The sequence below is a fragment of the Oleidesulfovibrio sp. genome (assembly GCF_047973035.1).
Classification (GTDB): Bacteria; Desulfobacterota; Desulfovibrionia; order Desulfovibrionales; family Desulfovibrionaceae; genus Oleidesulfovibrio.
Genome location: NZ_JBKEBF010000002.1, coordinates 1 through 6,982, shown reverse-complemented (window position 1 = coordinate 6,982; position 6,982 = coordinate 1). Strand labels below are relative to the sequence as shown.

At 55.7% G+C, this 6,982-nt stretch carries 5 protein-coding genes; all 5 read left to right on the top strand.

Annotated elements, in window-relative coordinates:
- Positions 1-277: 277 nt before the first annotated feature.
- The 5 genes from ACK5LI_RS00280 to ACK5LI_RS00260 are packed head-to-tail and all read left to right on the top strand — an operon-like array spanning position 278 to position 6,960.
- Positions 278-1,099 (top strand): hypothetical protein, encoded by an 822-nt coding sequence (locus ACK5LI_RS00280; RefSeq protein ID WP_416945617.1) that lies wholly within the window; start codon positions 278-280, stop codon positions 1,097-1,099.
- Positions 1,100-1,108: 9 nt separating this feature from the next.
- Positions 1,109-2,299, top strand: coding sequence for a hypothetical protein (locus tag ACK5LI_RS00275; protein ID WP_416945615.1), 1,191 nt, complete (start codon positions 1,109-1,111; stop codon positions 2,297-2,299).
- Between the two features lie 3 nt (positions 2,300-2,302).
- Positions 2,303-4,288, top strand: a complete 1,986-nt coding sequence (locus ACK5LI_RS00270) for a hypothetical protein (protein ID WP_416945613.1) — start codon at positions 2,303-2,305, stop codon at positions 4,286-4,288.
- 48 nt (positions 4,289-4,336) lie between these two features.
- A complete protein-coding gene (locus ACK5LI_RS00265; RefSeq protein ID WP_416945611.1) occupies positions 4,337-6,466 on the top strand; it encodes a hypothetical protein in 2,130 nt (709 codons plus the stop codon).
- Positions 6,467-6,468: 2 nt separating this feature from the next.
- On the top strand, positions 6,469-6,960 hold the full coding sequence (locus ACK5LI_RS00260) for a DUF4376 domain-containing protein (protein ID WP_416945608.1): 492 nt from the start codon (positions 6,469-6,471) through the stop codon (positions 6,958-6,960).
- Positions 6,961-6,982: the final 22 nt, after the last annotated feature.

The following is a 6,982-nucleotide window of genomic DNA, read 5'->3' as shown; positions in this document are numbered from 1 at the left end:
TGTCCAAAATGATTGCTCTCGCAAAAATCTTGCATGCATACGCTTGTCATTGTCCTACCTCGCATTTTCGCACAACCGGGTACTTCTAGTATACGGCTGACTATGGGCAAGTCAACCAGATATTCCTACTTCAGCAGCAATGCTTGCACACTTATCACTCCAAGCATTTTCTATGCCAGTTGTCGCTTGTTCACAAATATAAACAAGTGTAAACTGAGAACATCAAAACCGCAAACAACGCTCTTGCACAGGACGTGCAGCATGACAGGAGGTCAACATGAGCGTAGCGCAGCAGACGGTTGATTGGTCGTTGGGTCAGGCAAAAAATAACCTGAGCAACGCCAAGAACCCCTCTTACCCTACCTACAACGGCGACCAGAAAACCAACCCGTACGCCAGCCAGCAGCAGGCGCAAGGATTGATGAGTACAGGTTATGATCCGTCCATGACGGCGTATCAGGGCTTAGGGCAGTCTCCGGACCAGATTCGCGCCGACTTTATGCAGCCGGTCAATCAGTCGTGGAACAATGCACAGAACCAGATTGCCAACAGGTTTTCTGCCAACGGGCTGTATGGCTCTCGCGGTGGCGGGCTGATGTCCGGCGCGCTGCAGGACGGTGCACAAAACTACGCCACAGCCACGGCGCAGGCGAACACGCTGGCAAATCAGAACATCATGCAAGACGAGATGAACCGCATCAACTCGACGCTTGATAGCTACAAGCTTGCTGGCGACCAGAATCTCGACGCATGGAAGGCCGGACTGACCACGACCGACTACAACAACCAGCAGGCCGCAGGGCAGGCGCAGTGGGGCAACAGTCAGATTGACGCCGCGTACGCTGACCAGCTGGCCCGCAGGCAGGACGAACAGGCATGGCAACAGCGCATGTTTGAAAACTATCTGGGCCTTGCCGGTGGCGGATCGCCCATGGCCAGCGCGACCATGCAGAACGATGCGGCCAAGTACGCTGCAAATAAGCAGTCGTCCGCCAACAACCTCGGCGCATGGATTGGCGCGGGCGGTTCCGTGCTGGGCGGGTTGCTCTCCGGCGCCGGTGAAGCGAACGGCTTCGGTAACCTCTTTTCTTGGAAATAGGGAGGCGCCATGCGCTACGGTGGATTGATGGGCGGCACTATCGGCAACCATTACGCGGGGCCGTCCGGTGCGGCTATGGGCGCCCTGATGGCGGGGCAGGCTATTGGTGATGCCTTCCGTAATATGGGCAGGAGCGCTGCCGACCGCAGAGACAGGGACGACAGATTGCAGCAGCAGGCGCAACAGGATGCTTTCCGGCAGCAGCAATTTGACATGATGCAACAGCGGTACGACGCTGAGCAGCAACAGCGCGACCGCCAGAACGCCATGCAGGACAACACGCTGAAAGCGCGTGGCTTGCTGAACGGCGGGTTGCTGTCTGGCGATCTTGGCCCGAACGGACGGACGCCGGAAGAGATGCAGGCGAAGCATGGGTTTAACCCGTTGCCGTATCTGACTCAGGAAGAGTTGAATTATCGGACGCCTGAGCAGAAAATGAGGGATGCCCTTAGCCTGTTCCAGCAGAAGCTGAAGGCAGAAAACGAGGCCAGACCGCCTGTGCCGAAGGCCAACTTGCAAAAAGTCGAGATGAACGGAACAAAAGGCCCGGGCATTTATCTTGTTGATATGGACACTGGAGCAGCTTCGTTTCTTGGTGGCGTATCCCAAAAGCCGACTGCGCCGGGCTATGAAACGTTTGCGACCCCCGAAGGCACATATGGAATGCGCCCCATCCCCGGTGGACCTGCCGATATGAAGCAGCAGGCTGCACAGGGGAAGCAGGCGCAGTCCGCTGCAGCAGCACAGCAGCAGGCAGGCATGATGCTTGAGGATATAGGTAGGGCAAAACGCCTCGTCGGTGATTATACACTGATACCTAACACGGGTTTTGGTTCTCTGGCGTCGAGTGTGCCTGGCACGACTCCGTACGACCTCGCGAAGACTCTTACTACAATTAAAGCAAGAATCGGATTCGACGAGCTTCAGCGCATGCGGCAAAATTCGCCAACAGGCGGCGCGCTTGGGTCGGTTGCCGTGCAAGAACTGGAATCGCTCCAGTCTGTCCTTGGGTCGATTGATATAGGACAGTCTGAGGACATGCTTATTGCTAATCTCGACAGGCTCGAAAAGATGTATCTTGACGTCGTGCACGGGGCAGGAAATTGGAAGCGCAACTCTAATGGCAATCTTTCCGTTGGCGCAGGCATAGGTTCAATGCCGCCCCTGCCTGACGGAGCCGTGCTCATAGAGGGGCAATAAACCATGCAGTACGCACACAACCCAGATACGGGCGAAGTCTTTAAGTTGAACGGCGATGCATGGGAAAAAGTCCCGTCCGCTCGCGGTAAGGGTGGCGAAGTGTTCGCCCTTGAGGGTGACGGCTGGAAGGCTGTAGCAAGCGCAACCAAGCCGCCGGAAAAGAAAGCAGGCTTTATGGATTCGCTCAAGGCGCAAGACTGGCGCGGCGTAGCGCAGGCTACAGGCTCTGCGCTTGGCGGTGGTGCTGCGCTGGTCTTAGGCAATCTTGGGCCGCAGGCGGCTGTGCCTGAGGAGGCTGTCACCGTTCCCGCTGCGATGGCGGCTGGTGATGCTTTTGGCGGGATGGTACATGATTATGTGAGAGGGCTTTTTGCCCCCGAAGAGATGCCGACCGTTCCGCAACAGGTAAGCAGGGCCGCGACTGATGCGGGGTTGAACATTGCAGGAGAAAAGATACTTGGCCCTGCATTTCAGGCTGTTGGTAATACTGTAAAATCTGCATTTTCGCCCATCAAGACATACGTCAAGAAGCGTGTCGGCCCAGTTGGGGCGAGGAGCGTGTCGCAAATAGCGGAGATGGAGGCGCAGGGGTTCAAGCCGGAAGTCGGCATGTTGGACAATCCGGAGGCGCAGGCAGCCTCGCAATCATTACGCGGCAAGCCCGGCACAGGCAGCATTATGGGTGAGGTTGACGCGCACAATTATGCACGGGCGCAGGAAGTGAACCAGAGCATAGCCGACAAGCTTGGCCCTGACCTTGATTCGTATTCGATAGGACAGAGCATAAGAAGTGATGCCGACGCGGCTCAGTCGTCGTGGCGTGACGTTAACAAGACGCTGTGGGACAGGGTGGCAGCTTATGTGCCAGACGGTGTGCCTATAGCTGCTGATAACATCGTTGCGGCGGCATTGGGGGTGAAGAACGAGGCTGCGCAAAGTCCATATCTTGCCGATGCGTTGGCGCCGTCGCTACGGCAGGCAGAGCTTGTGCTGAGTTCTGTGCAAGATGGGCATATCAGCAAGGCGGCGCTTGACTCTATCAAGAAGGCGGCGCGTGGTTCATACAAAAAGCTTGCGCATGAAGCTGACGACGTTGACAGGCTGCGCATGGCTTTTGAGCGTGCGGCCGACAAAGATATTGCCGCTGCTGCATTGCGTATCGGCGGTGACGATGCCGCGCAAGATATAGCAATGGCGAAAGATTGGTACAAGCGCGGACGCGGTGACAAGAAAATGGGCGACGTGGGGTTGCTTGACGAGGCCGCTGACATCCTGAAAAACCCTGAGCCTACCACTATATACAACAAACTGATGAACGGCGGCAAGCCTGCCGTAGAAAGCCTGATGAAGACATTCAACATGCTTTCGCCAGAGACGGCCGCCGCTGTGCGTTCGAGAGCATACAGAGACCTTGGCAGGGCAACGCCGGGCAACCAAGGCGCAGCAGGCGATACCTTCAGCTTCTCAACATTTTTGACGAACTACAACAAAATGCAGCAGGCGTCGCCGGGCGCCGCTGATATTCTGTTCGGCCCTGCCAAAAAGGAGATGGATGGGCTGCTGAAAAACGCCGAGTTTTTCAAGTCTCTTGATAAATACGCAAACAGCAGCAAGACGGCGCAGAGCGCTGCGTGGGACGAGCTTTGGCGGCCGATTCTCAATATCGCAGGTACTGGCGCTGTGGCTGGGGGGCTTGGCGGGATGAGTGTTTCCGGCGCGGTGCAGGGTGCTGTAGCTGGCACTGCATTGCAGGCCGCACGTATTGGCACTCAGCGCAGGATAGCGCGCCTGATGACCAATCCCGACTTTGTAAAGTGGCTGGCAGATGGAACGAACAAGGCGGCGTCTGTGCCCTCCGAGATTCCGCAGCACCTCGGCAGGTTGGCCCTTATGGCTCTTGCCGGTGACACTGCGCGGGAAACCTCGGACGACTTCCTTTGGTATCTTTCTGAGGCCACAGGGCGCCCCGTGAAGAGGCCGCAGCTATAAACCCCACAGGACGTGGGGCACGACTCCAAGGACGGAGGACATAGACATATGCCATACAACAGCGAGACCGGCCAGTACGAGCGCCGGGTGACGACCATTCTGGACGAGACGCCCGACGGCGATACCGTAAACAGCGCCGTGGCTGTCAAGATTGACGCCGCCGTGGACGATGGGCCGACAGACCTGAACCACCACAAAGCACAGGGCGGGCATTACCCTGCCACGAGCACGGCAACAGGCAGCCGCTACCTGCACCAGAGTCCTGCGGGGGTCGTATCGTGGCGTGACGGCGTACCGGCGGATCAGGCCGCACAGGCGGACGCCAGCAACGTGGCTGACGGTGCCGCATGGCGCGCAGCTATCGGTGCGGAGGCCGCGGGGGCTGCAGCCGCTGCAGTTGCCACGCACAACGCCGATGCCAGCGCGCACGGGCTGGATACTACGGTATGGCCCGTTGCGCAGGGCGGTACAGGCGCAAGTACCGCAGAAGACGCGAGGGCTGCGTTGGACGTGTACAGCAAGGGCGATGTTGACGCCGCGCTGGGCGGCATCAAGACCGGCACCGCGCACGCTCCTCAGTCTATCATCAAGGCTCCGCTTGGAGCGCGACCCACAGGGTGGACCGCAGAAGACTGCGACGCGCCAGTGATGAGTATCCTTGCGCCGCAGGTGCCTCTTTTTTCCGCCCACTGGTGTTGCGGTATGACTGTTCGGGAGAGTTCCCGGTTTAGTGCGGATACTCCCGCATGGAAGCTGCTTAACGGGACAGCCGTTAATTCTGCGGATTGCTGGGCGAGTGTGTCTGGTTCTTTTGTAGGTGGCGTTGGTGATGAATACGTTGAAATCGACTTCGGCGTAGAGCGCTCTGTCAGTGCCATAAATATTTTGCCGCGCCTAAGCACTGATTGGCTTTTAAAATTCCCCCGCGATTTTCAATTGATCGCCGATGGCGTGGTAGTTGAAAATATTACAGGGTTAGTTCCTGCTGCACAGCAGACTGAAAAAGCGGTGCCGCTTTCTGCTTCTTTCAGGTGCAAGGTGCTGCGTATGCGCGTAACAAATATTCAGGATACCAGTTCTTCATATGTAGTTTTCGGCAGGCTGAATATCACGTTTGATGATGTGCCCGCAGGGCATGTTGCAATACCGTCCGGGTTGCAGGTTGCTTATGCTGATGAGGGACGTGTTGCGGCCTCTGAAGTGTCGAACGCCATGCAATCTATTGACCTTTCTGCGGCTGCTGACGGCACATATCACATAGCAGTTAATATGAATGCAGACGGCAGCTTTGCCGCGCCGAGCCATTCAAACAACACACCGCAGATTAGCACTCGCAAGTTGTTATCGTATCCTGTTCCTGTTGCTGCTTCGTCTGAAAACACCGGACGTGAAATCGGTTTCTCCGTAGATGGTGATCTTGCAACGTATTGGGGGGCAAACTCTGGAAGCGGAGCAGGCGTCATCGGGCAGTGGGCGGAGTACACTTTGCCGGACTCAAAGGGCGGCTTTAAATCCATCGTTGCAAAAGCATCACAATCTTATGTGGGCAGTGCACCTGCGGCAGCGGATATTGAGCAATTGGTTAGTGGGATATGGGTAAAGGTTGGTGAAGCTAAATACTTAAACAATGTGCTTTGTGGCAGCTTTCAAGCTACTGCGGGCAACACCACTCTGCGTATTAAGGCCACTGCCGGAACAGTCTCGTATTCTTACGGATGGACGATTACAGATATTCAAGTAACTGACCTTACAGCAGGGGATTTATACAATCCTTCTGATGTAACTCATTATGGCAGCACAGACACCCCGATACGGCGTGTCTATCTTGGTTGGGTGGAAAAGTACGGCGGGGTAATTACTGATGTGCATTGTTATGCATTGAGTAAAAGATGTGTAGTGCCTCTTAACGCAGGCGGTACACTTGCTACAGGGACAAATTACTCAATAAACACTCCATTTCTGATGCCTGTAAACGCGGCGCAGATACGTGAATTGGATGTAACAGGTATGACCGACTTTAATGTTTTTTATTCTTATGATTCTGCGCAGTTCAGGGGGTGGATACGTAAAGCTAATACGGAGCAGACTGTCACGGTTGGTTCGCTTTCAGGCAAAAGCGCGAACAACTATTCATACAGCACGATACGTGCCGCACTTATCATTGAGAGGGGGTACTAATCATGCCGGTATATGCAAAAGTTGGCAGTTCACAGCAAGATATATTGACCGAAGCACAGGCACGGAAGAGACCGGAGCTTGTTCGTATGCAGGCTGAGCGCCCTAGCCTTGACCATATTGCTACTACATCCGGTGAGTGGGTTTTATCGCGCAAGAAGCTGCTGACGATGATCAACGAAGAGAAAAACCGCCGTAGAGACAGCGGCTTTATGCTGGATGGCAAACGATGGGACAGTGACAGCCATGCCCGCCTTGCTTATGCCGAGGTTGCTCTCAAATTTGCGGCAGACGCGGCATATATGGTGAAAGACTGGAAGGCCAGCACCGGCGTGTGGGAAACTCTGGACAAGGCTTTGTTTGAGCGGGTGTACACCGCAGGGGCTGCACACCTTGAAGCAGCTTATGCTTGGCAAAAGGCCAAAGAGGAAGAGTTAGCCGCTACCCCTGACGCAGAGCTTGGCGGGTTTGTCATAACTGAGCGCCTTGAGTTGTAAAAACAAGAAATCGGGCTGCACT

Coding starts and splice junctions, on each gene's coding strand:
- ACK5LI_RS00275 (WP_416945615.1), top strand. CDS start 1,109: ATGCGCTACGGTGGATTGATGGGCGGCACTATCGGCAACCATTACGCG.
- ACK5LI_RS00265 (WP_416945611.1), top strand. CDS start 4,337: ATGCCATACAACAGCGAGACCGGCCAGTACGAGCGCCGGGTGACGACC.
- ACK5LI_RS00280 (WP_416945617.1), top strand. CDS start 278: ATGAGCGTAGCGCAGCAGACGGTTGATTGGTCGTTGGGTCAGGCAAAA.
- ACK5LI_RS00260 (WP_416945608.1), top strand. CDS start 6,469: ATGCCGGTATATGCAAAAGTTGGCAGTTCACAGCAAGATATATTGACC.
- ACK5LI_RS00270 (WP_416945613.1), top strand. CDS start 2,303: ATGCAGTACGCACACAACCCAGATACGGGCGAAGTCTTTAAGTTGAAC.